Origin of the sequence: Chryseoglobus sp. 28M-23 (assembly GCF_014789785.1) — a bacterium.
In the GTDB taxonomy this organism is placed as follows: domain Bacteria; phylum Actinomycetota; class Actinomycetes; order Actinomycetales; family Microbacteriaceae; genus Microcella; species Microcella indica.
Genome location: NZ_CP061846.1, coordinates 1,862,988 through 1,885,722 on the forward strand (window position 1 = coordinate 1,862,988; position 22,735 = coordinate 1,885,722).

At 70.5% G+C, this 22,735-nt stretch carries 20 protein-coding genes; 7 read left to right on the forward strand and 13 right to left on the reverse strand.

Going from position 1 to position 22,735, the window contains the following annotated elements; translation table 11 throughout:
* Positions 1 to 27: 27 nt before the first annotated feature.
* Positions 28 to 1,569, reverse strand: a complete 1,542-nt coding sequence (locus IE160_RS09145; RefSeq protein WP_191150886.1) for an ABC transporter substrate-binding protein — start codon at positions 1,567 to 1,569, stop codon at positions 28 to 30.
* A 159-nt stretch (positions 1,570 to 1,728) separates the two neighbouring features.
* On the opposite strand from IE160_RS09145, the gene IE160_RS09150 reads away from it, so the two are divergent.
* Positions 1,729 to 2,391, forward strand: coding sequence for a DUF1028 domain-containing protein (locus IE160_RS09150; protein WP_191150887.1), 663 nt, complete (start codon positions 1,729 to 1,731; stop codon positions 2,389 to 2,391).
* Here the strand turns inward: IE160_RS09150 and IE160_RS09155 are convergent.
* A complete protein-coding gene (locus tag IE160_RS09155) occupies positions 2,388 to 2,984 on the reverse strand; it encodes a helix-turn-helix domain-containing protein (RefSeq protein ID WP_179872305.1) in 597 nt (198 codons plus the stop codon). The genes IE160_RS09150 and IE160_RS09155 overlap by 4 nt on opposite strands.
* A 67-nt stretch (positions 2,985 to 3,051) precedes the next feature.
* The gene (gene glgP, locus IE160_RS09160; protein ID WP_191150888.1) at positions 3,052 to 5,607 is read right to left on the reverse strand and encodes an alpha-glucan family phosphorylase; all 2,556 of its coding nucleotides are present in this window, start codon (positions 5,605 to 5,607) and stop codon (positions 3,052 to 3,054) included.
* 555 nt (positions 5,608 to 6,162) lie between these two features.
* On the opposite strand from glgP, the gene IE160_RS09165 reads away from it, so the two are divergent.
* Both IE160_RS09165 and glgB read left to right on the forward strand, forming a co-directional pair.
* On the forward strand, positions 6,163 to 8,187 hold the full coding sequence (locus IE160_RS09165) for an alpha-1,4-glucan--maltose-1-phosphate maltosyltransferase (protein ID WP_179872307.1): 2,025 nt from the start codon (positions 6,163 to 6,165) through the stop codon (positions 8,185 to 8,187).
* Entirely contained in the window at positions 8,187 to 10,424 is a 2,238-nt protein-coding gene (gene glgB / locus IE160_RS09170) for a 1,4-alpha-glucan branching protein GlgB (RefSeq protein WP_179872308.1), read from the forward strand. The genes IE160_RS09165 and glgB overlap by 1 nt, the downstream gene beginning before the upstream one ends.
* Positions 10,425 to 10,434: 10 nt before the next feature.
* On the opposite strand, the gene IE160_RS09175 is transcribed toward glgB, so the two are convergent.
* Together IE160_RS09175 and IE160_RS09180 are read right to left on the reverse strand one after the other, a co-directional pair.
* The gene (locus tag IE160_RS09175) at positions 10,435 to 11,379 is read right to left on the reverse strand and encodes a co-chaperone YbbN (protein WP_431356461.1); all 945 of its coding nucleotides are present in this window, start codon (positions 11,377 to 11,379) and stop codon (positions 10,435 to 10,437) included.
* Entirely contained in the window at positions 11,376 to 13,214 is a 1,839-nt protein-coding gene (locus IE160_RS09180; RefSeq protein WP_179872309.1) for a DUF8094 domain-containing protein, read from the reverse strand. Before IE160_RS09180 ends, IE160_RS09175 begins: the two co-directional genes overlap by 4 nt.
* 308 nt (positions 13,215 to 13,522) lie before the next feature.
* Here IE160_RS09180 and IE160_RS09185 point away from each other — a divergent pair, with 308 nt between their 5' ends.
* Together IE160_RS09185 and IE160_RS09190 are read left to right on the forward strand one after the other, a co-directional pair.
* A complete protein-coding gene (locus tag IE160_RS09185) occupies positions 13,523 to 15,313 on the forward strand; it encodes a DivIVA domain-containing protein (protein WP_224744433.1) in 1,791 nt (596 codons plus the stop codon).
* Positions 15,314 to 15,346: 33 nt separating this feature from the next.
* Positions 15,347 to 16,408, forward strand: a complete 1,062-nt coding sequence (locus tag IE160_RS09190) for an AI-2E family transporter (protein WP_179872310.1) — start codon at positions 15,347 to 15,349, stop codon at positions 16,406 to 16,408.
* A gap of 9 nt (positions 16,409 to 16,417) precedes the next feature.
* Here the strand turns inward: IE160_RS09190 and IE160_RS09195 are convergent, their stop codons facing one another.
* The 8 genes from IE160_RS09195 to pyrH form a co-directional block, all read right to left on the reverse strand.
* A complete protein-coding gene (locus IE160_RS09195; RefSeq protein ID WP_179872311.1) occupies positions 16,418 to 17,131 on the reverse strand; it encodes an alpha/beta hydrolase in 714 nt (237 codons plus the stop codon).
* A gap of 59 nt (positions 17,132 to 17,190) precedes the next feature.
* Positions 17,191 to 17,490 (reverse strand): Rv1322 family protein, encoded by a 300-nt coding sequence (locus tag IE160_RS09200; RefSeq protein ID WP_179872312.1) that lies wholly within the window; start codon positions 17,488 to 17,490, stop codon positions 17,191 to 17,193.
* A gap of 11 nt (positions 17,491 to 17,501) precedes the next feature.
* Positions 17,502 to 18,158 carry an aggregation-promoting factor C-terminal-like domain-containing protein gene (locus tag IE160_RS12745; RefSeq protein WP_348531830.1) on the reverse strand — a complete coding sequence of 219 codons (657 nt, stop codon included), beginning with the start codon at positions 18,156 to 18,158 and terminating at the stop codon, positions 17,502 to 17,504.
* A gap of 36 nt (positions 18,159 to 18,194) precedes the next feature.
* The gene (locus IE160_RS09210; protein WP_191150889.1) at positions 18,195 to 18,749 is read right to left on the reverse strand and encodes a DivIVA domain-containing protein; all 555 of its coding nucleotides are present in this window, start codon (positions 18,747 to 18,749) and stop codon (positions 18,195 to 18,197) included.
* Between the two features lie 28 nt (positions 18,750 to 18,777).
* Complete coding sequence (locus IE160_RS09215; protein ID WP_224744434.1) at positions 18,778 to 19,758, reverse strand: phosphatidate cytidylyltransferase; 981 nt, start codon at positions 19,756 to 19,758, stop codon at positions 18,778 to 18,780.
* A gap of 75 nt (positions 19,759 to 19,833) precedes the next feature.
* Positions 19,834 to 20,388 (reverse strand): ribosome recycling factor, encoded by a 555-nt coding sequence (frr, locus tag IE160_RS09220; RefSeq protein ID WP_179872315.1) that lies wholly within the window; start codon positions 20,386 to 20,388, stop codon positions 19,834 to 19,836.
* A gap of 101 nt (positions 20,389 to 20,489) precedes the next feature.
* Complete coding sequence (locus tag IE160_RS09225) at positions 20,490 to 21,188, reverse strand: hypothetical protein (RefSeq protein WP_191150890.1); 699 nt, start codon at positions 21,186 to 21,188, stop codon at positions 20,490 to 20,492.
* Positions 21,189 to 21,200: 12 nt separating this feature from the next.
* Positions 21,201 to 21,938 carry a UMP kinase gene (pyrH, locus tag IE160_RS09230; RefSeq protein WP_431356462.1) on the reverse strand — a complete coding sequence of 246 codons (738 nt, stop codon included), beginning with the start codon at positions 21,936 to 21,938 and terminating at the stop codon, positions 21,201 to 21,203.
* A gap of 89 nt (positions 21,939 to 22,027) precedes the next feature.
* Between pyrH and IE160_RS09235 the strand changes: the two genes are divergently transcribed.
* Together IE160_RS09235 and IE160_RS09240 are read left to right on the forward strand one after the other, a co-directional pair.
* Positions 22,028 to 22,243 carry a helix-turn-helix domain-containing protein gene (locus IE160_RS09235; RefSeq protein WP_179872318.1) on the forward strand — a complete coding sequence of 72 codons (216 nt, stop codon included), beginning with the start codon at positions 22,028 to 22,030 and terminating at the stop codon, positions 22,241 to 22,243.
* Between the two features lie 14 nt (positions 22,244 to 22,257).
* Complete coding sequence (locus tag IE160_RS09240; protein WP_179872319.1) at positions 22,258 to 22,734, forward strand: Clp protease N-terminal domain-containing protein; 477 nt, start codon at positions 22,258 to 22,260, stop codon at positions 22,732 to 22,734.
* Position 22,735 lies beyond the last annotated feature (1 nt).

Here is a 22,735-nt window from a genome sequence, read left to right on the forward strand (position 1 = left end):
TCTCGATCGTCGTCTCGCGCTGGCGAGCTACTCGTTCAGCGTGACATCCCGGAACCGGATGGCCGCGTCGCCACGCACCTCGTACCCGCTCACCGTGTCGGACCAGGCCTGCACGACGTCGGGGTTGTAGAGGTAGATGTAGCTCGCTTCGTCGGCGATGATCGTCGCCGCCTCGGCGTAGATGTCGTACCGGGTCGCCTCGTCGGTCTCGACGCGGCCGGCGTCGAGCAGGCTGTCGACCTCGGCGTTGCTGTAGCCCTGCACGTTGAAGCCGCCCGAGCTGTAGTGCTGCGCGTAGTAGAAGTCGTCAGGATCGAGGTTGCCGAGCCAGCCCATGAGGAGCATGTCGAAGTTGCCCGAGTTCTGCTCGTCGAGCCACGTGCCGAAGTCGAGCGTGCGGATCTCCAGGCCGATTCCGGCCTCGGCGAGCTGGGATTCCATGACCTGCGCGGCGGTCACGGTCTCCGGGTAGTCGCTCGCGACCATGATCTCGAGGCTCAAGTCGCTCACGCCTGCCTCGGCGAGCAGCTCCTGTGCCCGCTCGGGGTCAGTCGAGTAGCCGTCGTACTCCACGTACCAGCTGCTCGATTCGGGGATCGCGAGCTGGTTGACCGTCGCGGCGCCCTGCCACGCGGCCTGGGCGATCGCGTCGCGATCGATCGCGTAGGCGATGGCCTGGCGAACGCGGACGTCGTCGAAGGGCGCGCGGGCCTGGTTGAGGGCGAGGTACCAATAGTCGTTCGAGCCGGTCTGGCCGAGCGTGATCCCCTCGGTGTCGCCGAGCGATGCGATGTTCTGCGCGGGGATCGAGTCGGTCCACTGGATCTCACCGACCTCGAGCGCCGTGAGAGCGGTCGTCCCCTCGGAGAGGAAGCGGAACGTCACGCCGTCGATGGCCGGCGCGCCGTCCCAGTAGTCAGGGTTGCTACTGAGCTCGATCGAGTCTCCTGCGGCGTAGCTCTCGAAGACGAAGGGTCCGGTGCCCACGGGGGCCGACTGGATGTCGCCCGACTCGACGTTCTCCTCGTTGACGATCGCCATGCCCTTGAAGCCGCCGAGGTTGGCGAGCAGGTTGGGCGTGGGCGAGGCGACCTCGATGACGACCGTCAGATCGTCCGGTGCCGTGATGTCGGTGATCGCCGCGAAGCGCCAGGCGTTCGCGAGCTCGTCGTCGATAATGCGGTTGTACGAGTAGAGGACGTCCTCGGACGTGAACTCGGATCCGTCGTGGAACGTCACGCCTTCGCGGAGCGTGAACGTCCAGGTGAGCTGGTCGTCGCTGACCGTCCACGATTCGGCGAGCGCTGGCTGCATCGAGAGGTTCTCGTCAGGCTCGACAAGCGTGTCGAAGATGTTCTCGAGCACCTGGAACGAGAAGTACGAGGAGGTCGACTGTGGATCGAACTGGTCGGGCTCGCCGCCGATCGCGGCGATGAACTCGGTGGAGCCGGTGCCGCCATCGACGTCGACACTCTCGCCCGCGGAACATCCGGCGAGCACGAGTACCGAGGCGGCGGCCACGGCCAGCCCGAGACGGGTTCGTGAGGGTGCTGCTGTGGTGGGTCGCATCGGTTGTATCTCCTTCAGCGTGCCAATCAGGACTTCATCAGTATGGTGAAGATTTCATCATTCTGCTGTAGATTCTAGAGAACCGCTAGTCAGCATCGGGATGTTTACACGACCGCAACATGCATCGTCGTCCCGGACCCCGAGAGATCTACGGAGCCCATGACGTTCTCGCTGCTGCTCACCGATCCCGCGCATCGCTGGATCGTCGTCGCGAGCGCCACCTGCACGCCCGCCGTCGGGGCCGCCGTCCCCGCCGCGCGCATCGGTGCGGGCGGCGTCGTGTCGCAGGCCCACACCAACTCGGCGCTGCGGGCTTCCGCGCTCGCACTCCTCGCGGAAGGGCTCGACCCCGCGACCGCCCTCGAGCGGACCATCGCGACCGACGCACGAGCGGAACTGCGCCAAGTGGGCCTGCTCGACGCTCGAGGCCGAGCTGCGAGCCACACCGGCACCGAGGTCACGCCCTGGTGCGGTGCGCGCAGCAGGGCGGGCGTCCTCGCCATCGGCAACTACCTGACCGGACCCGAGGTCATCGACGCGCTGCTCGACTCGGTGGCGATCGACGCCCTGCACGATGCGGAGAGCGGACCGGGGGGCCTCGCGACGATCGCGCTGAGCGCCATGCACGCCGCCCAGGACGTCGGCGGCGACCGGCGCGGTCAGCAGAGCGCGAGCCTCCTGCTCACCGCTCTGACCGGCCCGAGCAGGGTGGAGGAGGAGGACGGCACCCTGCTCGACCTGCGTGTCGACGACGACGAGCGGCCGCTCGGCGCGCTCACGGTCCAGCTGCACCGCTCGATCGGCGATCTGCCGACCGCCTAAGGGGCCTGGGGCGTGACCGCCCCGAGCACGACGACGTCGACGTCGCCGGCGTTCGCCCACCAGTGCGCCGTGGCGCAGTGGTAGGTCATCGCGTCTCCGGGCTCGAGGATGACTTCCTCGCCGCCGTAGTGGACGAGCAGCCGCCCCTCGAGCACGACGACGCACTCCATCCCGAGGTGCCGGAACGGCCGCGACTCATTGCTGAAGCCAGGCGGCATGACGGTGCGGATGACCTGGATGGGGACGCTCGAGCCCGGCGTGAGGAGCTCGCGGACGAGTCCGTCGTCCGCGCTCTGCGGGTCGAGCGGGTCGAGGCGGCGACGATCCGTGCGCCGCACGACCTGGCGATCGTCGTCCTCGGAAAAGTGAACGAGCTGCGAGAGCGGGATCGAGAGCGCCTGCGCGAGCCGGGCGAGCGACTCGAGCGCAGGGTTGCCCATCCCGCGTTCGAGCTGACTGACCATGCCCGAGCTCACACCGGCACGCGTCGCGAGCCCTTCGACGGTGAGTCCGAGCCGCTTGCGCACCTGGCGGATGGTCGCACCGATGGCCTGCACTTCACGCTCGTACAGGTCTCTCTGCTCATCGCCCATGGTCCGCCATGCTAGCCGTCGCACCCGCGGCCGGACGTGAGGGACCCTTCGGCCTGCGCGCGCTGCGCTAGTGCGTCGCCGCGGTGACGAGCCCGAGCTCCGCCGGATGCGCGAGCAGCTCGTGGCACGGCGTGACCCGCACGGTGTAGCCGAACGACCCGGAGCGCGCGAGCGGCACGGTGCCCGCGAACATCGCCGGCTGGCCGAGGTCGTGCGACTCGAGCATGAGCGGCAGGTGGTGCACGTCGGCGAGCTCGTCGCCCTCGCGTGCGCGCCCGAACACGACCTCGACGAGCACCTCGTCGGGCCTGAGCCCGCCGAGGTTGACGTGGGCCTGCACCGTGAGCTCGTCCCCGACCTGCGGTGAGCCGACGCCGCCCGACTCGACGTGCGCGACCGAGACGGTCGGCCACTCGGCGGCGACGTGCGCTTTCCACGCGGCGAGCTCGCGCGCGGGGCCGTACTCGCCCACCGTGATCGCGCGACGCGCACGAGCGGCAGGCACGTAGAGCCGCTCGACGTACTCGGTCACCATGCGGTCGGCCGAGAGCTCGGGCGAGAGCGTCGCGAGCGTGTGGCGAATGTTCTGCAGCCAGCGGCGCGGCAGCCCGTCGGCGTCGCGGTCGTAGTAGCGCGGCGCGATCTGGTGCTCGATGAGGTCGTACATGGCCTCGGCTTCGAGCGCGTCGCGCTCGGCCCCGTCGCCCGCAGCGTCGGCGCTCGGGATCGCCCATCCGTTCTCGCCGTCGTAGTACTCGTTCCACCAGCCGTCGAGGATCGACAGGTTGAGGGAGCCGTTGAGCGCCGCCTTCATGCCGGAGGTGCCGCACGCCTCGAAAGGCCGCAGCGGGTTGTTGAGCCAGATGTCGGTGCCGGGGTACAGCAGTCGCGCCATGCCGATGTCGTAGTTGGGCAGGAAGACGATGCGCTCGCGAACGTCGTTCTCGCTCGCGAACTGCACGAGCTTCTGGATGAGCGCCTTGCCGCTGTCGTCGGCGGGATGCGACTTGCCGGCGATGACGAGCTGCACGGGGCGCTCGGGGTCGGTGAGGAGCGAGCGCAGGCGATCCTGGTCGTGGAGCATGAGCGTGAGGCGCTTGTAGGTGGGCACGCGTCGCGCGAACCCGATCGTGAGCACGTCGGGGTCGAGGATGCGCGACATCCACTGGGGTGCGGCGACGCCAGGGTTCTCCTCCGCGAAGGCGGCCGCGACGCGCTCGCGCGCGTCGGTGACGAGCTGCTCGCGCATGGCGCGGCGCACGGCCCACAGGTCGGCGTCCGAGACGGCGTCCGAGCTCCAGTCGCAGCGCGTCGTGTCGTACGTGCCGAGGGCGTCTTTCGCGAGCGTCACCATGAGCGGATCGGTCCATGTGGGCGCGTGCACGCCGTTCGTGACGGAGGTGATGGGCACGTCCGCGGCGTCGAAACCGGGCCACAGCTCGCCGAACATGCCGCGCGAGACCTCGCCGTGCAATTGCGAGACACCGTTGGCGCGCTGCGCGAGCCGAAGACCCATGACGGCCATGTTGTGCACGCCGGGGTCGCCGCCCGGGTAGTCCTCCCGTCCGAGGGCGAGCACGTCATGCCCGTCGATGCCGGGCAGCAGGTCGGTCTCGAGGTAGCGACCGATGAGGGATGCGTCGAACCGGTCGATTCCGGCGGACACGGGAGTGTGGGTGGTGAAGAGCGTTCCCGCGCGCACGACCTGCAGTGCCTCCGAGAACGTGAGCCCCTCCGCGATGAGGTCGCTGATGCGCTCGAGCCCGAGGAATCCGGCGTGGCCCTCGTTGGTGTGGAAGACCTCCGGCGCGGCCGTGCCGGTGACGCGCACGTGCGCCTTGATGGCGCGCACGCCTCCGATGCCGAGGAGGAGCTCCTGCAGGAGTCGATGCTCGCCGCCTCCGCCGTAGAGGCGGTCTGTGACGCCGCGCAGGTCGTCGGAGTTCTCGGCGATGTCCGTGTCGAGCAGCAGCAGCACGACGCGGCCGACGTGCATCTGCCAGACGCGCGCGTGAAGCTTTCGCCCGCCGGGGAGGGCGAGGGTGACGAGCACGGCGCTGCCGTCGGGCTCGCGCAGCACCTGCATGGGCAGGCCGTCGGGGTCGATGAGTGGGTAGGCCTCCTTCTGCCAGCCGTCGCGGTCGATGGCCTGACGGAAGTAGCCGGCGCGATAGAACAGGCCGACGCCGAGCAGCGGGACCCCGAGGTCGCTCGCGCTCTTGAGGTGGTCCCCGGCGAGGATGCCGAGGCCGCCCGAGTACTGGGGAATCGCGGAGGCGATGCCGAACTCGGGCGAGAAGTAGGCGATGCGCTGCGGGGCGTCCTCGAGCGACTGGTACCAGCGGGGCTGCTCCAGATAGGCCGTGAGGTCGGCGCGCAGCGCCTGCGCGTCGGCGATGAACTGCCCATCGGCGGCGAGCTCGTCGAGCCGTGCGGAGTCGACTGCTCCCAGGAGGGCGATCGGGTCATGGTCGAGCTCGTCCCAGAGGACGGGGTCGATGCGCGCGAACAGTCGCCTCGTCGGCTCGTGCCACGACCAGCGCAGGTTCGCGGCGAGCGCCGCGACGGCGTCGAGCGCCTCGGGCAGGACGGTGCGGACGGTGAATCGGCGGATCGCCTTCACAGCTTCTCCTCGGGGCCTGGGTGGGTGCGGCGGTGCGAACGAGCACGGGGAGCGCGAGTCGATCACGTCGACGTGGTCGAGAGAGCGCGCACGCCCCGACTCGCCACTCTAGGCGAGTCGGACCCGCATCGGGAACCGGTTCCAGAACACTCGGCGGCAGGCCGCTCACCGCGACGGGCGATGACCTCCTTAACGACGAACAGGACCGGCCTCGCTGGGGGATGCGAGTGTCGGTCCTGTCTCATGAGACCGTTCGGGTCGGCCTCATCATCGCGCTCGGGGGCCCACACTGCAGTGCGAACCCGTCGTGCCCTTGTGGTGACGCCGTGCTATCGCGTTCGGGTCTCGCGACAGTGCTGACGTCGTTCATCGACCATACGCACGCGACCGCGCGAGCCCAAGAGGCTGACAGGAATTCGCGTACCCTGCCCGGGGTACATTTTGTCCTCACTTTGTCCGACACGCCGGTCACCGAGACCCTCCCGCACCTCCGAGCCCCCTGGACGCCTGGACGCCTCCCGCGCGCTCACCGTCCCGGCGGAGTACGGTCGACTCGTGGCTGTCACCGAATCGACCCCGTTCACCCCGCGCATCGGGCGCATCCCGATCCGGCACCTGAGCCCTGTGCAGCCGGAGGACCGCTGGCCGAGCAAGGCCTTCCTGGGAGAAGTCGTCCCCTTCGGAGCGACGGTGTTCCGCGAAGGGCACGATCTGCTCGGCGCCGATCTGCTGCTGCGCGCGCCGGACGGCACGCAGAGCGCGCACCCGCTCGAGATGGGCGCACCCGGAACCGACCGCTGGCACACCGAGGTGCTCGTCGACCAGCTGGGGCTCTACACCTGGCGCGTGCAGGCGTACTCCGACGATTGGGCGACGTGGCTGCACGCCGCCACGGTCAAGATCGAGGCTGGAGTCGACGTCGAGGTCATGCTCATGGGCGGCGGCGAGCTGCTGGAGCGCGCGACCGAGCTCGCGGGTGCTGGCACCCCGGCCGGCACGACCTTCTCCGACGCCCGCGCGGCCATGATGAACGCCGCCCTCTCTCCCGCGGCGCGCCTCGCCGTCGCGAGCGACGCCCGGCTCGTGGCGGCCCTGCAGCAGCACCGCCTGACGAGCCTCGAGACCGTCTCGGCCCCGCACACCCTGCGCGTCGAGCGCACGCGCGCCGGCGTGGGCAGCTGGTACGAGTTCTTCCCGCGCTCCGAGGGAGCGAAGCGCCGCAAGGACGGCTCCTGGCAGTCCGGCACCTTCGCGACGGCCACGCGACGACTGCCGGCGGTGGCGCAGATGGGCTTCGACGTGCTGTACCTGCCGCCGATCCACCCGATCGGGCGACTCAACCGGAAGGGCCCGAACAACACCCTCGAAGCCGGCCCGAACGACCCGGGGAGCCCGTGGGCGATCGGCGCGAAGGAGGGCGGGCACGACGCGATCCACCCCGACCTGGGCACGGCGAAGGACTTCCAGGCGTTCCTCGCGAGCGCCGCGAAGAACGGTCTCGAGGTCGCCCTCGATCTGGCCCTCCAGTGCGCTCCCGACCACCCGTGGGTGACCGAGCATCCCGAGTGGTTCACGACGCTGCCGGACGGCTCCATCCGCTACGCGGAGAACCCGCCGAAGAAGTACCAGGACATCTACCCGCTCAACTTCGACAACGACCCGGAGGGGTTGAGCACCGAGATCCTGCGCATCGTGCGCTACTGGATCGAGTTGGGCGTGCGCATCTTCCGCGTCGACAACCCGCACACGAAGCCGCTCGCGTTCTGGGAGTGGCTGCTGCACGAGGTCAACGCCGAGCACCCCGACGTGGTGTTCTTCGCGGAGGCGTTCACGCGCCCCGCGATGATGCAGTCGCTCGCCGCCGTCGGCTTCCAGCAGTCGTACACGTACTTCACGTGGCGCAACTCGAAGCGCGAGCTCGAGGAGTACCTCACCGAGGTCTCGCAGGAGACGAGCGCGTACTTCCGCCCCAACTTCTTCGTCAACACCCCCGACATCCTCACCGAGTACCTGCAGTTCGGCGGCGTGCCCGCCTACAAGATCCGGGCCGCTCTCGCCGCGACCGCGAGCCCCTCGTGGGGCGTCTACGCCGGCTACGAGCTCATCGAGAACGTGGCACGCCCCGGCAGCGAGGAGAACATCGACAACGAGAAGTACGAGTACAAGCAGCGCGACTGGTCGAGCCCCGAGACGCAGCGCCGGTCGATCGCGCCGTACCTGACCCAGCTCAATACGATCCGCGCGCAGCACCCCGCACTGCGCCAGCTGCGCAATCTGCGCATCCACGCCACGCGCGACGATGCGATCCTCTGCTACTCGAAGGTTCTCCCTGGTCGCTTCGTGCGATCCGGCCGCACCGACGGCATCATCGTCGTGGCGAACGTCGACCCCCACTCGGCCCGCGAGACGACCGTCTCGCTCGATCTCGAGGCGCTCGGCCTCCCGCCTGGCTCGACCTTCGAGGTCAAGGATCTGATCTCGGGCGAGCGGTACACCTGGGGCGCGGAGAACTACGTCAGGCTCGACGCCTTCGTGCACCCCGTCCACATCCTCCGCATCGACTACCCGAAGGGGGTCTGATGGCCGACGAGAAGCGCCCAGCGCAGAAGCCCGCAGCGACGACACCCACCGAGAAGCAGGCATCGAAGCCCGCCGCCGACACGGCGCTGCCCGCCCTGCACGACGACCACCGGCGCGCGCTCGTCGAGGGGCGCCACCCGCGGCCCCACGACGCGCTCGGGCCGCACGCCCTCGACGGCGGCTGGGTCGTGCGGGTCGTGCGCCCGCTCGCCGCCACGGTGACGGTCGTGCGCGCCGACGGCACGCGCGTGCCTCTCGAGCACGTCGCCGACGGGTTGTGGCACGGCTTCCTGCCCGGCGAGGGCCAGGCCTACACGGTCGAGAGCACCTACGACGGCGGGCCCGACTGGCACACCGATGACGCCTACCGCTTCGTGCCCTCCGTGGGCGATGTCGACCTGCACCTGTGGGGCGAGGGGCGGCACGAGCAGCTCTGGCACGTGCTGGGGGCCCACCACCGCCCGCACGAGGGCGTCGACGGCGTGAGCTTCGCCGTGTGGGCTCCCCACGCCCAGGCGGCCCGCGTGATCGGCGACTTCAACAGCTGGAACGGGGTCGGGCACGCGATGCGCCGCCTCGACGACAACGGCGTCTGGGAGCTCTTCGTGCCGGGCCTGGGCGCATGCTCCACCTACAAGTTCGAGCTGCTGAGCGCGGAGGGCACGTGGCTCACGCGCGCCGACCCGATGGCGCGCTACACCGAGACGCCGCCGGCGACGGCGTCGATCGTCGGCGACACCGACTACACGTGGAACGACGACGACTGGATGGCGCGGCGCGCCGCGCACGACCCGCACGGTCAGGCGATGAGCGTCTACGAGATGCACCTCGGCTCGTGGCGCCCGGGCCTCGGCTACCGCGAGCTCGCCGACCCGCTCATCGAGTACGTCACCGAGCTGGGGTTCACGCACGTCGAGTTCATGCCGCTCTCCGAGCACCCCTACGGCCCCAGCTGGGGCTACCAGGTGACCGGCTACTACGCCCCCACCGCACGATTCGGGCATCCGGATGACCTGCGCTACCTCATCGACCGGCTCCACCAGGCCGGCATCGGCGTCATCATGGACTGGGTGCCCGCGCACTTCCCCAAGGACGAGTGGGCGCTCGGCCGGTTCGACGGCAAGGCCCTGTACGAGCATCCCGACCCTCGTCGCGGTGAGCAGCCGGACTGGGGCACCTACGTCTTCGACCTCGGCCGCAGCCAGGTGCGCAACTTCCTCGTCGCCAACGCCCTGTACTGGCTCGAGGAGTTCCACATCGACGGCCTGCGCGTCGACGCCGTCGCGAGCATGCTCTACCTAGACTACTCGCGCTCCGACGGCGAGTGGCTGCCCAACGTGCACGGCGGCCGCGAGAACCTCGAGGCGATCGCCTTCCTGCAGGAGACCACCGCGACGGCGTACAAGCGCGTGCCCGGCATCGTCATGATCGCGGAGGAGTCCACCTCGTGGCCGGGCGTGACGCGCGCCACGAGCGAGGGCGGGCTCGGCTTCGGCATGAAGTGGAACATGGGGTGGATGCACGACACCCTCAGCTACTTCCAGCGCGACCCGATGTGGCGCTCGCACCACCACGGCGAGATCACCTTCAGCTTCCTCTACGCCTTCAGCGAGAACTTCATGCTGCCCATCAGCCACGACGAGGTCGTGCACGGCAAGGGTTCGCTGCTGGGCAAGATGCCGGGCGACCAGTGGCAGAAGCTCGCGAACATGCGCGCCTACCTCGCCTTCATGTGGGCGCACCCCGGCAAGCAGCTGCTCTTCATGGGGCAGGAGTTCGGGCAGCCGAGCGAGTGGAGCGAGCAGCGCGGCCTCGACTGGTGGATTCTCGATCAGCCCGTGCACCGAGGGCTGCACCGGCTCGTCGCGCAGCTCAACCGCGTGTACCGCGACAACGCCGCCCTGTGGGAGCTCGACAACTCCCCCGCCGGATTCGAGTGGCTCGAGGGCGGCGATGCGGGCAACAACGTCATCGCGTTCGAGCGGCGCGCGGCGAACGGCGCGCCCGTCGTCGGCGTCTTCAACTTCAGCGGCAACACGGTCGGCCCCTACCGCCTGCCGCTGCCGCACGCGGGCGTGTGGCGCGAGGTTGTCAACACCGACGCCGAGGAGTTCGGCGGCTCAGGCGTGGGCAACTTCGGCCAGGTGACGGCGGAGGACTCCGCCTACGGCGGGCGCCCCGCCTCGGTCGAGCTCACGCTGCCGCCCCTCGCGGGGCTCTACTTGAGCCCCGCCTGAGCTCGCAGCCTCAGTAGAGGAGGTTGGTGAAGGCGCGGCGCGCGGCGATCGTGCGCTCGTCCTCGGCCCCGACGATCTCGAAGTAGTCGAGAAGGCGGGTGCGGACGACCGCCTTGCCGTCGGCGTCGAGACCAGGAAAGAGGGTGAGCAGGCGCGCGAAGGCGTCTTCCACGTGGCCGCCGCTGAGGTCGAGGTCGGCGACCGCGAGCTGAGCATCCAGATCATCGGGAGCCGCCGCTGCCGCGTCGCGCACCTGCGACGCCTCGCGCCCTTCGAGGCGCTGCAGCAGGGAGACCTGCGCGAGACCGGCCACCGCGTCGCCGTCGGCGGGGCTCTGCGCGATCGCCGTGCGGTAGGCCGTGGCCGCCGCCTCGAGGTCGCCGCGACTGATCGCATCGAAGGCCTCCTGGTGGAGCGGCGGCAGGGGCTGCTCGGCAGGCTCCTCCTCGCCCTCCTCCGGCGCGTCGGCCGACAGCGTTCCGGTCACGCCGTTCTGCGCGGCGAGCTCGAGCACCTGGTCGAGCACCTGGCGCACCTCGGCCTCGGCGGGCATGCCGACGAAGAGGTTCACGGGCCGGCCGCCGACGAGAGCGACGACCGCGGGAACCTGCTGCACCTGGAACGCCTGCGCGACCTGCGGGCTGCTGTTGCCGTCCACCGTCGCGAGAGCGAGCCGGCCGCCGTAGGAGCTCACGATGCCCGGCAGGGCCGGCGCGATGCCCGCGACGTAGAACTCGACGATCACGGGCACCGTGCGCGAGAGCTCGACGACCTCGCCGAACTCGGCGTCGCCCACGTCGCGCACGACCGCGCTGCCGCCTGCTCCTGCGGCCGAGGCGGGGTCTGCGGCTCCCGCCGGAGCCTGCTGGGCGGGCGGCTGCTGAGCCGCGCGCACGAGCGAGGAGAGATCGACGGCGCCCCGCAGGGCGTCAGGGTTCATCGGGCTTTCGGTCACGGTACCTCCCTGGCACTGACGAGCCCCTGGGTGTAGCCGAGCACGCGGACGGGCTCCGTGCTGTCCAGGGGCGGGACGAAGAACAGAATCTGCAGGCCGTACGTCGCGATGATGCCGCGCGTGCTCTGCGCGCTGCCCGAGAGGGCCTCGACGGCGCCGCTCGAGTTGACCGCAGCGCCGGACTGCGTGGGCGTCACCGTCTCGGTCTCGGTGAGGTAGGCCGTCATGATCGCGCCGCCGTCGTTCGTGACGAACGAGAGGATGTCGGCGTCCTCCACGACCCGGTTGGTGAACTCGATCGACGCGGTGTCCGGCAGGGCTGAGCGGCGCTCCCGCTTCGCCTCGAGGCCGATCTGGGTGCGCAGGCTGTCGCCCTCGGCCTCGAACAGGTCGAAGTTCTCGGCCTCCTCGCCGCGGAGCAGCAGCTGCGAGTAGGAAGCGGCGACCTCGGCGGGCGTCACGGCCAGCTGCGGGGTGTCGGCGGGCAGCAGGGGGCTGCCGAGTCCGACGGGCGCGAGCGGCGGCACGACCGCCTGCGGCTCGAGGGTGAGGGCGTAGTGGACCCGATACGGGCTTCGCGGGTCGTCCTGGATCATCAGGAGCGCCTGCGGGGGCCGCGTCTCATCCGTCGGGTCCTCGACGACGGCGAAGATCGCGCGCGGCCACGTCGCGCCCTCGTCGGGGAGGCGCTGGGGCAGGGCGAGCTCGACGTTGCGAGACGGGATCGATACGAGCGACCCGAGTTCGGAGTCCTCCTCGCGCACGGCGTAGGCGGCCTCGCGGAACTGGAGGGCGGGGCCGGCGAGGCGCGTGGCGGCGAGGCCCTCGTCGGTCTCCTCATCGGCGAGCGCCACCGTCTCGCCTACGCGGCTGACGATGCGGTCGATCTGGCGCTCGCTCGCGGCGACCGCGGGGGTCACGGGCTCCTCTGTCGGCGCCGGGCTCGGCGTCGCGACGATCGACGCACCGGGCGTGCACGCGGAGAGCACGAGGGCCGTGATGAGCAGCCCGGGTACGAGAGCGATGCGCGACGCGGAGCGCCGACCCTTCGGGCGCCCCAGTGTCGGTCGCCCGGAGAGCGGGCGGTAGCGCGAGGGCCGCGGAACCTTCGGCATCTTCTGCGCCTTGGCCGACTTGCGGCGCGGACCCCGCTGTCGACGCATGTGCAGGAGTGCCCAGAGGAGCGCGATGAGACCGAGGATGAGCGACCCGACTCCCCCGAGGATGAGCCAGGTCGAGTACGGGGTGCTGCTGTCGAGGGGCCAGGTCACCGAGAACTCCTGCGGAGCGGGCAGCTCGCCGTCGGAGACCAGCAGCACCGAGACGTCGCGGGGAACGTTGACGGTGATGCCGAGCTCGCCCTCGCCCGTGAAGTCGTCGTACCAGAGGTCGCTGCCGTACGGGTCGGGTACCGACTCCTCCGACCCGCTGACGGGCTGCGCGACGAGCTCGCCGAGCTCCTCGTCGAAGGTCACGAGCGTGTACCGCGTGTCGCCGACCCAGGCGAGCACGTCGCCCGTGCGCCCGTAGGCGGCCACGACCCGGTCGGTCTGCGCGATCTGCTCCTCGCCGTCCTCCGCGTCGGCGCCCCCTTCCTCATCGGGCTCGGCCGCGGTGTCGGGCGGTGCGACGACGCCACCGCGGATGGCGAGGGTCTGGCGCCCCTCGTAGGCGTTGAGAGCCGACCCGTCGATGACCGTGACGGTCGCAGCGCTGTCGAGCTGGACGGTCGACGTGACGCTCTCCGGCGGGGCGAGCACGGTGCGCTGGGCGACCCCGAGACCGACGCCGACGACGGCGACCACGAAGAAGACGATGGCAATGATGAATCGCACGGATTCACTCCTCTCGTGCCGGCGCACGACTCCCCGTTCAGCACCCGCCCGCGCGTGTCGACCGCGGGAGGCGGTCGCTGAGGGACGAGGTCGCTGCGGTTCAGGACTGATCGGGCGACGAGAGCATCAGCCCGGTGCAGTCAGCGGCCAGCAGATTACAGACATTCCAGATTAGCGGATGCCCGGGGTGCGCGTCGCCGCGGGGCGGCCGAGCGGGCCCCCTCTGGCCGAATACTCAGGCGAGGCAAAGACCGAGTGCGCCGATAGACTCGCAGAGTTCGCGCCCCACCGACCCGGGAGACTCACACGTGGCAGGCACAGAGTTCGATTTCGGCACCGAGATGCGCGGCTACAAGCGCGAGGACGTCGACAAGGCCCTCCAGGACCTCCGGCGCGACCTCATCCAGTCGAATACGGAGCGGGCGGAGACCGCCAAGGAGCTCAAGCGCCTGCACGCCGTCATCGACGACCTGCAGTCAGAGCTCGACGAGGTGGGGCGCCCGACGTACGCGGGCCTCGGCACGAAGCTCGAGCAGACCCTGCGCGTTGCCGAGGAGCAGTCGACGCGCCTCATCAGCCAGGCCGACATCGACGCGGAGAAGCTGCGCACGAGCGCACAGGCGGAGGCCGAGCGCCTGCAGGCCGAGACGGCGGAGCGCACCGAGCAGCTCGTCGCCGAGGCGACGGAGCGCGCGCGGCAGCTGGTCGACGATGCGACCCGCGAGGCGGAGGACCTGGTGACGCGTGCGCGCGCCGACGCGGACGCGCTCGTGACCGAGGCGCAGCGGGAGGCCGCGGCCGTTCGCGGCGCGGTGTCCACCGAGGCGGCGGAGGCGCGCGCGACCGCGAAGCGCGAGATCGCGGCGCAGCGCGCCGAGACCGAACGACAGCTCGCCGAGCTGCGGGTCGTCGCCGACCGCGAGGTCGCCGACGCGCGGGATGCCGCGGCGCAGCTCGCTCGCGAGACCGAGCAGGCCCGCGCGGAGTTCGAGAGCGACGACGCCACGCGCCGCGCGCAGCTCGACGCCGACATCACGAACGCGCGCACCGACCTCGAGGACGAGGTGCGGCGGGCTCGCGATGAGGCCGCGCGCGAGGTCGCGCAGAGCAGGGAGGCGTGGGCGGCCGAGGAGGCCCGTCGGCGGAAGGAGCTCAGCGACGAACTCGCCGCGATGCGCCTCGCTGCGGAGCGCGAGACGACGCTGCTGCGGGAGACCACCGAGCGCGAGACCACCGAGCTGCGCGAGACCACCGAGCGGGACACCACCGAGCTGCGGGAGAACGCCGAGCGCGAGGCCGCGGAGCTGCGTGATGCCGCCGAGCGCGACACGACCGAGCTGCGGGAGAGCACGGAGCGCGAGCTCGCGGAGCTGCGGGCGTCGACCGAGCGCGAGGCGTCGCAGCTGCGCCAGGACGCCGAGACGGCCGCTCTGCGCGTGCGCGAGCGCGCTGAGCAGGACACGACGGAGCTGCGCGCGACGACCGAGCGCGAGCTCGCTGAACTGCGGGAGGCCGCTGAGCAGCAGGCTCTCGAGACCCGCAGCGCACTCGAGCGCGAGTCGGCGCGACAGCGAGGCGTCCTCGCCGACGAGGTAGCCAAGGCGCGAGCGCGGCTCGTGCACGATGCGGAGGAGAATCGCGCGCGTCTCGAGCGCGAGGCCGAGCAGGCGCGCACCGACCTCGAGGTCGAGCTCACGGCGCGACGGGACGAGGCCGAGAAGGAGTATCTCGCGCGCCAGCAGGAGGCCGTAGCTCAGACCCAGCGCTACCTCGATGAGGCGACCGCCCAGCTCACCGAGGCCCAGGCCAGGGCGGCAGCGGTGCGCACCGAGGCGGAGGCACTCGACCGCAGCGCGCGGGAGGAGGCTCAGAAGCGGCGGGCCGACGCTGACGCCACCGCACGCGAGGTGCTCGCGAACGCCGAGCAGCGCGCACAGGCGCTGCAGAAGGAGGCGGAGGAGCGCAGCGCGAAGCTCGTCGCCGAGGCGGAGGAGTCTCTCGCACGCATCCGCGTCGAGCGCGACGCCGTGGCTGGCTACTTCGAGGGCCTGCGCGGAGTACTCTCGCAGGCAGAAACGCTGTCCCAGCGCGACGACTAGGCTGACGCCGCTCGACCTCAGGAGCCACGGCACGTGAAGATTCAGAACGCATTCCGCTTCGGCCTGTTCGGCGGGCTCGGGGTTCTCGTCGCACTCGTCATCGGCGGCGCGATCACGAGCCTCGCGACGATCATCACCTACATCGGCGCGGCGCTCTTCATCGCTCTCGGGCTGGATCCGCTCGTCTCATGGCTCGAGGAGCGCAAGTGGCCCCGCTGGGCGGCGATCCTCACCGTCCTCGTGGGAGTCCTCGGGCTGTTCACGGGGCTCGTCTTCACCATCGCCCCCGTGATCGTCGAGCAGTCGAGCCGGCTCGTGGCGAGCATCTCCGACTACGTGCGGTCGCTCGATTCGCTCGACGACTTCTTCGACAACGTGCAGTCGTTCATCCCGGTCGAGGTCGTCGACGTGCGCCTGGCCGCCGAGTCAGCTCTCGAGTGGATCACGAACCCCGACAACCTCACGCAGGTCGGCGGCGGCGTGCTGTCGGTCGGCATCGGCATTGCGACCGGCGTGTTCGGCGCCCTCATCATCCTCATCCTGACCCTCTACTTCGTCGCCTCCCTCAACAACCTCAAGAGCGCCGTATACAAGCTCGTTCCGATGTCGAAGCGCGAGCGCTTCATCGGCATCGCCGAGCAGGTCTCCTCGGCCGTCGGGCGCTACGTCGTCGGCCAGGTCACACTCGCCTTCTGCAACGGCGTGCTGAGCTTCATCTTCCTGTCGATCATCGGCGCGCAGTACCCCGCGCTGTTCGCCTTCGTCGCGTTCCTGTTCTCGCTCGTGCCGCTCGTGGGAACCCTCTCGGGGTCGATCCTCATCGTGCTCACGCAGCTGCTCGTGAACCCGGAGTCGATCTCGACGGTCATCGTCGCCGCCATCTACTACCTGGCCTACATGCAGATCGAGGCGTACGTGCTGAGCCCGAACATCATGAACCGGGCTGTGAAGGTGCCCGGCGTCGTCGTCGTGATCGCCGCGCTCGCGGGAGGCACGCTCTTGGGGATCCTCGGGGCCCTCATCGCCATTCCGGTCGCGGCGTCGATCCTCATCGTCATCGACCAGGTCGTGGTGCCCAAGCAGGAAGCGCTCTAGCGGTGGGCCCTAGGGCCACCGCGTGGGCAGCGGCAGCACACCGGGGTTGAGCCGCGCCACGATCTCGCTCAGCACGCGCGAGGTCTGCGCCTCCCCGACCCAGAGGTGCTTGCCGCCCTCGACGGCGACGAACTCCTTGTCGGGGACGGAGGCGAACCTCTCCTCGGCCTCGGGCGGTCGCAAGTAGTCGTCGAGCTCGGGCACCACGACGACGAGGCGCGGGCCCGCGTGCGCCCACGCCGCGACCTCCTCCTCGCTCGCACGGTGCAGCGGAGGCGACAGCAGGATCGCGCCCTCGATCTCGTGCTCGAGGCCGTGCTTGAGCGCGACCTCGGTGCCGAACGACCAGCCGAGCAGCCACGGCGCGGGCAGGCCGCGCTCCCGCACGAAGGCCATGGCGGCTGCGAGGTCGTCGGCTTCGGCGTCGCCGTGCCCGAAGTCGCCCTCCGAGGTTCCGCGCGGTGAGGACACGCCGCGGAAGTTGAAGCGCAGCACAGCGAGATCCGCCATCGCCGGCAGGCGGGCCGCGGCCTTGCGCAGCACGTGCGAGTCCATGAACCCGCCTGCCGTGGGCAGCGGGTGCAGGCACACGAGGGTCGCGACGGGCTCGGCATCCTCCGGCAGCGCGAGCTCGCCGACGAGCGTGAGCCCGTCGGCCGTGTGCAGCTCGATCTCCTCGCGCCGGGCGGGCAGCACCGTGCCGCCCCGAATCAGTTCGCTCACGGTCGGATCCTCTCGATCATCGTCGTCAGTGGTGCGCGTGACCTCGTCCGTCGCGCGGGTCACGGCTCGATCTGCCAGCAGCGGGAGTGCCAGTGGCGCCGCGCGGCGAGGTCGGCCTGCTCCCCCATGAGGCCGTCGGCACGCCAGGCGACGACGTGCGCGACGCCCACGGGCACCTCAGCCCCGCACCCCGGGCACGTGTAGACCTTCTGCGCGGCGGCGGCTCCGACCGGCTGCACGTTCCACGTGCCCGAGCGCTTCATCTCGGTGCGCCGCATGCCGAGCCGGATGCGCTCGAGATCGAGCTCCGACGGCTCCTCCGCGGCGCGACGGCGACGCGAACGGTTGCTGCGGGGCATACCGAGGGAGCCTAGTACCAGCCGATGCGCTGGCTCGTCGCCCACGCGCCGCACGGCGTGCCGTAGCGCGCCTCGATGTAGCCGAGGCCCCACGTGATCTGCGTGCGCGGGTTCGTCGCCCAGTCGGAGCCCACGCTCGCCATCTTGTTGCCGGGGAGCGACTGAGGGATGCCGTAGGCACCCGAGCTGGCGTTGTGCGCGTACACGTTCCAGCCGGACTCCTTGTTCCAGAGGGCGACGAGGCAGTCGAACTCGGCACTGCTCCACCCGCGCGCCGCGACCATGTCTGCGGCGATCCCCTGCGCGGTGCCGGGGTCGGGCGTGCCCGCCGCGGGAGCGACGCCGTAGGTGACGACGCGGCTCGTCGTCCACTCCCCGCGATCGGCCGAGATCTCGTGATCGGGGGAGGCGACGAAGGTCTGGACGTCGGGGGCGGCGGGAGCCTCCGTCTGCTCGGCGGCGAGGCTCAGGCTCGGAGTGGGGTCGGTCACGGCCGCGAGCACGAAGGCGAGGCTCGCCACGGAGGCGAAGAGCGGCAGCGACCAGGAGGAGCGCACGTGGCGCTCGATCGTCGGCACTCCCGGCGTCGCCCTGGCATGGTCTACGGCGCCCTCACCGGGTCGACTCGACGCGGTGGGGCGCGCCTTCGTCGCTGCATGCCTACCCACGGGGCGTCATTCTAGCCCGAGGAGCCGAGGGTCGACTCAGCGGACGGCCAGCATGAGGCGGATCGTCGTGTCGAGCAGCAGGTCGACCTGCGTCTCGTCGTACCCGCGGAAGGCGGGGCGGAAGGCGATCGTGCGCACGTTCTCCACCGTGAGCGGGGCACCCTCCTGGAAGTACCTGCTGACCCGATCCATGAAGGCGTCCACGTCGTCCGCGCGATAGCCGCGCGACAGCGCGCTCACGCGACGGAACCGGCGACCCTCCGGTCGGGCGAGCCGATCGATGATGTCCTGCGCTGTCGTGCGCGACTCGGCATCGTAGGCCTCCTGCCCGAGCTCGGCGATCGCCCGCTCGCGCTCCCGCGCGGCGAAGGCCTCCTCGAGGCGCTCGAGAGCGGCATCCACGTGACGGGCCGAGTACCCGCCACGGCGGCGCACGCGGAAGGCGGTGTGGCGGATGTCGTCGCTCGTGAGCGAGCCCTCCGTACCGGGCGCCGCGCCGTACGCGGTGCGGGCCACCTCGAGGAACTGCTCCACCTCGTCGATGTCGTAGCCCGGCTTGCCCGGGCGCGGAGCGGGAAACGTGGAGGTCACGTCACCATTCTGCCCCAGTCGGGGAGCCTCAGGCGACGATGACGAAGAACACGTACGCGACGACGGTCGCGGGCAGGATCGAGTCGAGCCGGTCGAGGAACCCGCCGTGGCCGGGCAGCCACGTGGAGATGTCCTTGATGCCGAGATCGCGCTTGATGAGCGACTCGGTGAGATCTCCGAGCGTCGCGGCCCCGACGAGCGCGAGGCCGAGCAGCACGCCGACCCACCACTCGATGCCGATCATGAAGAGTGCGAGGAGCACCGAGGCGATGATCGCGACGACGACGGAGCCGGCGAAGCCCTCCCACGTCTTCTTGGGGCTGATTCGCGGCGCCATGGGGTGCTTGCCGAACAGGAGCCCGGACGCGTAGGCGCCGGTGTCGATGCTGATGACGACGATGAGGTACGCGAGCACCCACCACTGCCCGCCGAGCTGGCCCGCCATGACGACGGCGAAGCCGCCGAGCAGGGCCACGTAGGCGAGCACGAGCACTCCGGCACCGAGATCCGTTCCCAGCGAGGCGGCGCCCGTGCGCCGAGCAGGGATGAGCTGCTCGGCGAGCCGCCACACGCTCACGAACGCGACACCGGCGAGGATGGCCCACCATAGGCCCTCGGCCCCGAGGTAGAACGCGGGCACGATGACACCGACCGCGGCGATCACGAGCGGGATGCGCGGCACATCGCGCCCTGCGAAGCGCAGCGCGCTCGCGAGCTCGTACGCGGTGAAGGCCACGAGGGCCGCGCCGAAAAGCATGAAGATCTCTTTGACGACGATGAGGCTGAACAGGAGGGCGAGACCGAGGATCAACCCGAAGAGGATGGCTTTGGGCAGGTTGCGGCCGACGCGGGCCTCGACCCGAGCATCCATCTCGCGCGCTCGCGACTCCAGGTCGTGCAGGGCGGTCTCCACGTCGTGGAGGGCGGCCTCGACGTCGGCGCGCGTGCGACCGCGCCGCGCGAACGGAAAGCGGCTTCGCCGCGCCGGCCCAGTCTGATCGGCAGGCACCTTGTGAGCAGACACCGGTGCGGCAGACTGCTCCACCGGGGTCTCGGGGGTGGGTTCGACGGGCTCCGGGGGCATCTAGACCTCGAGGAGCTCGGCTTCCTTCTTCTTGAGGGCCTCGTCGGCCGCGTCCGTGTGCTTCTTCGTGAGCGCCTCGAGGTCCTTCTCGGCGCGCGCCACCTCGTCATCGCCGACCTCGCTCTTGAGAGCGTCGAGGTCGTCCTTCGCCTTGCGGCGGATGTTGCGGATCGCGACCTTGCAGTCCTCCGCCTTGCCCTTGACGATCTTCACGTACTCCTTGCGGCGGTCCTCCGTGAGCTCGGGCATCGTCACGCGGATGATCTCGCCGTCGTTGTTGGGGCTGGCCCCGAGGTTCGGGAAGTTCACGATCGCGCGCTCGATCTCCTTGAGCGCCGTCTTGTCGTACGGCGTGATGATGAGCGTGCGCGCCTCGGGGTTCTGCAGGCTCGCGAGCTGCGCGAGCGGCGTCGGCGAGCCGTAGTAGTCGACGAGGATCTTCTGGAACAGCTGCGGGTTCGCGCGCCCGGTGCGGACGGTCGAGAAGTCCTCTTTGGCGACCTCGACGGCCTTGGTCATCTTGTCAGCGGCTTCGGCGAGAACGTCGGCGATCACGGGCGGCTCCTTCGGTGGGTCGAGGGCCAGTCTAGTGGTCGCGGGGCGTCCGACGGGCGGGATGCACGGCCGACGCCGCACGCGCGCGTTCTCGGCACGGCTCAGCCCAGAGCGAGCAGAGCGACGCCCCCGATCACCACGATGCTGCCGAGGATGCGGCGCATCGGGTGCGGCTCGCGGATGAGCATCCACCCCGCGAGGGCGATGAGCACGACGCTCACCTCGCGCGCCGGCGCCACGATCGCCACGGGCGCGAGCTGGTCGGCGAAGAGCACCGCGATGTAGGCGAGGGACGAGAGAACGCCCACGAGCACGGCGGCGATCGGATGCGCCCGAGCCGTCGCGGCCGCGGTCGCCGGCGTGCGCAGCGCGATCGCGCCGAGCACGAGCAGCTGCACGACCATGCTCGCCCAGTAGTAGCCGACCGGGGCGAGGCCGGCGAGAGTCACGGCGGCGGCGTCCCACAGCGTGTACGCGGCGATGACGCTGAGCAGGGGCCCGACGCCCCGCGCTACGGGGTACACGACGCCGACGTCGGCGAGCCGGTACCCGCGCTGCAGCAGCAGGAAGTACGCCAGCTGCAGCGTGGCGCTGCCCGCGACGAGCGCGACCACGTACCAGCCGTCCTGCGCCGGAGGCTCGGTCGCGAGCGAGACGACACCGAACGGCGCGAGGGCGATCACTCCGACCAGCAGGGTCGCGGCGATGAAGGGCGTGCCGCTCGTGCCTGCACGCTTCATCGCGATGTTCCACGTCGCGTGGGCGAGGGCTGCACCCCCGATGAGCAGTGCGGCGATCATGACGCCGCCGGTTCAGTTCGAGACGCGCGTGCCGATGTGATCGCCGCGAATCGCCTTCGCGACGTTGCCGGCGGGCTCCATGCCGAACACGACCATCGGCATGCCGTTGTCCATGCACAGGCTGAAGGCGGTCGAGTCGACGACCTTGAGTCCCTTCACGAGCGCGTCCTGATAGGTGATGCGATCGAGCTTGTGGGCCTCCGGGTTGTGGCGCGGGTCAGCGCTGTAGACGCCGTCGACGCCGTTCTTGGCGACGAGCACCTCGTCGGCCTTGATCTCGAGCGCGCGCTGCGCCGCCACGGTGTCGGTCGAGAAGTACGGCAGGCCCGCCCCGGCGCCGAATACGACCACGCGGCCCTTCTCGAGGTGGCGCACGGCGCGCAGCGGAATGTAGGGCTCGGCGACCTGCGTCATCTGGATCGCCGACTGCACGCGCACGGGTGCGCCGGCCTGCTCGAGGAAGTCTTGCAGGGCGAGAGCGTTCATGACCGTGCCGAGCATGCCCATGTAGTCGGCCCGGCCGCGGTCCATTCCGCGCTGACTGAGCTCGGCGCCGCGGAAGAAGTTGCCGCCGCCTACGACGACCGCCACCTCGACGTCCTTCGCCGCCTCGGCGATCTCGCGCGCGATGCCGCTCACGACGTCGGGGTTGACACCGAGGGATCCCGCGCCGAACGCCTCACCCGAGAGCTTGAGCAGCACCCGACGCTTCTTCTCGACCACGGTGTGCTCCTTCTTCTCGTACGGCACTTCCAGCGTATGGGGTGATGGGGGTCGGGGATACCGCGATCCATCAACTTTGGTTGATCTCTGCCCGAACATCAACTAAAGTTGACGCCATGGCCGAGAGCATGCACATCCCCTCCCCCGAGGACCCCGCCGAAGCCTTCGCCGCCGTCGTGGCGCTGCGACGCCTCGCCGCGACTCTCGAGCGCGAGGCGGTCGATCGCGCGCTCGAGGAGCGCTGGACGTGGTCAGACATCGGTCAGGCCCTGGGGATGACCGCGCAGGCCGCCCACAAGCGGCTCTCCCCGGCACGACGCGCATCCCGCTAGAAAGGACCCATGCTGTGCCCCTGCGAACCGCTCGACACGACATCGCCCTCATCACCGCACTGCTGACGACGGCCGAGACCGAAGCCCGAGCCCTCGGCGACTCCGCCCCGGGCGCGGAGCATCTGCTGCTCGCCTCCCTGCTCGTCGACGACGCCTCGGCGCGTGAGGCCTCGGGAGTCTCCGCTGACGCGGTTCGCGCGGCGATCTCGGTCGTCCACGTCGAGTCCCTCGGGGCGATCGGCGTGACGCACGCCGAACTCGACGACTCCCTGCCCCCGGGCCGGGGCGTCTACCGAAGCGACGTGAGCGCTCAGGAGGTCTTCCAGCAGGCGCGCCGACTCGCTCGCCGATCTCCCCGCGGGCTGCGATCGGCGCACGTGCTGCTCGCGGTGGCCGAGCGCGAGCACGGCACGGCGGCCCGCGTTCTCACCCAGCTCGGGCTCCAGCGGGCATCCGTCGTCGACGCTGCTCGGAAGGTGCTCGAGCGATGAC